This is a genomic window from Microcoleus sp. LEGE 07076, from assembly GCF_015207455.1.
Taxonomy (GTDB): domain Bacteria; phylum Cyanobacteriota; class Cyanobacteriia; order Cyanobacteriales; family Microcoleaceae; genus Microcoleus.
On sequence record NZ_JADEWV010000446.1, the window covers coordinates 1 to 1,655 of the forward strand.

General features: G+C 50.3%; 1 protein-coding gene. It reads left to right on the forward strand.

All coding sequences use genetic code 11. From position 1 onward, the window contains the following. Positions 1-1,655 (forward strand): DISARM system SNF2-like helicase DrmD (drmD, locus tag IQ270_RS30100; protein ID WP_228056840.1); only part of this gene is annotated, 1,655 nt, incomplete at both ends.

The window sequence follows — 1,655 nt, forward strand, 5'->3', positions numbered from 1 at the left end:
TGATGCCTTGGGAGAAAGCCTCGAAGTCCTGTGGGAGCGAGAAGTTGACGCCGTAGCGATCGGCAATAACTCTTGGGATTCCGTCGCGAAGCGGGGCTTCGACAATCCTAAACTCTTCTCAGCTTACCTGCACACCCTGCGCTGGAACTGCGTTACTTCAACCGAACCCAAGCTATTTCAATCCCCCTACCGAGCAGGCATCGAAGTCAAAGCTTACCAGTTAGAACCTCTCCGCAAAGCCTTACTCATGCCGAGAGTTGGGTTATTTATTGCCGACGACGTAGGCTTGGGCAAAACGATCGAGGCGGGACTGATTTTGCGGGAAATGCTGATCCGCCAGAAAGTGCGACGAGTAGTGATTTCTTGCCCCCCTACTGTCGTGCGGCAGTGGCAAGAAGAAATGGAAAGCCGCTTCGGGCTCAGTTTCATAATTTGCGATCGCTCCTTTGTGGCCACCTGCAGGCGCGATCGCGGGTACGGCATCAACCCCTGGACAACACACACCCGCTTCATCATCTCCCATGCTTTGCTCAGAGATGAAACCTACACCGGCCCACTGCGAGATTGGCTGGGCGAATTTGCAGCCGCATCGATGCTGATTTTAGATGAAGCGCACAATGCCGCCCCTGCCAGCGGTGCTAAATATGCCGTTGATTCCCAGCTAACTCGCACTGTGCGAGATTTAGCGCCTCGTTTTGAACATAAGTTATTTCTCTCAGCAACGCCTCACAACGGCCATTCTAATAGTTTTGCAGCGTTGTTAGAAATTTTAGATCCGCAGCGGTTTTGCCGGGGTGTCCCCGTGCGCGATCGCAAATTACTCGACTCGGTAATGGTGCGCCGTCTCAAGCGAGACTTACGGGAAATTGGCGATGATTTTCCGAGAAGGGAAGTGATTGCGATCTCGATCGACAACCTGCCTGAAACTGCACCCGAACTCCAACTTTCGCGCTTGCTGCAACACTATCGAGAATTGCGAGAAGAGCGATTGCAAGGTGAATCTCGCAGCAACCAAGCAGCGGCGATGTTAGTAATTACCAATTTGCAAAAGCGCTTGCTGTCATCTATCGAAGCCTTTACTCGCACGTTGAAAGTTCACCGAGTAGCTTTAGAAAAGCAAGTTTCTAAACAGCCAATTTTGCGGTTAGAACGCTTACAACTGCTGTCTGAATCGGCGGGAGGTGATGATGAGCGGGCGGAACTGCCAGAGGAAGAAGTGCAGGCAGAAGAAGACGCGCAAATGGCAGCGGCAACTGCTAATAGTTTATCAAAAATTACCCAGCGAGAACAAGAAATTTTGTCAGAAATGGCGGAAATTGCCAATGCTGCTCGTTATCAACCTGACCCGAGAATTATTAAGTTAATTGAGTGGATTAGAGAAAATCTGTGTCCAGATTTAGGGCAGCCAAATGCTCAATGGTTAGAGTGGCGCGTCCTAATTTTCACAGAATATACGGATACCAAACGTTACTTAGAAGAACAATTGCGATCTGCCTTCGCCAATTCTCACTTAGAACACCAACGAATCGGCGTTTTTCATGGTGGCATTGGCGAGGAACGGCGCGAGGCTATTAAACAGGCATTTAACAGCCACCCAGCCAGCAATCCCCTCCGCATTCTGATTGCCACAGATGCAGCACGAGAAGGGATAAACT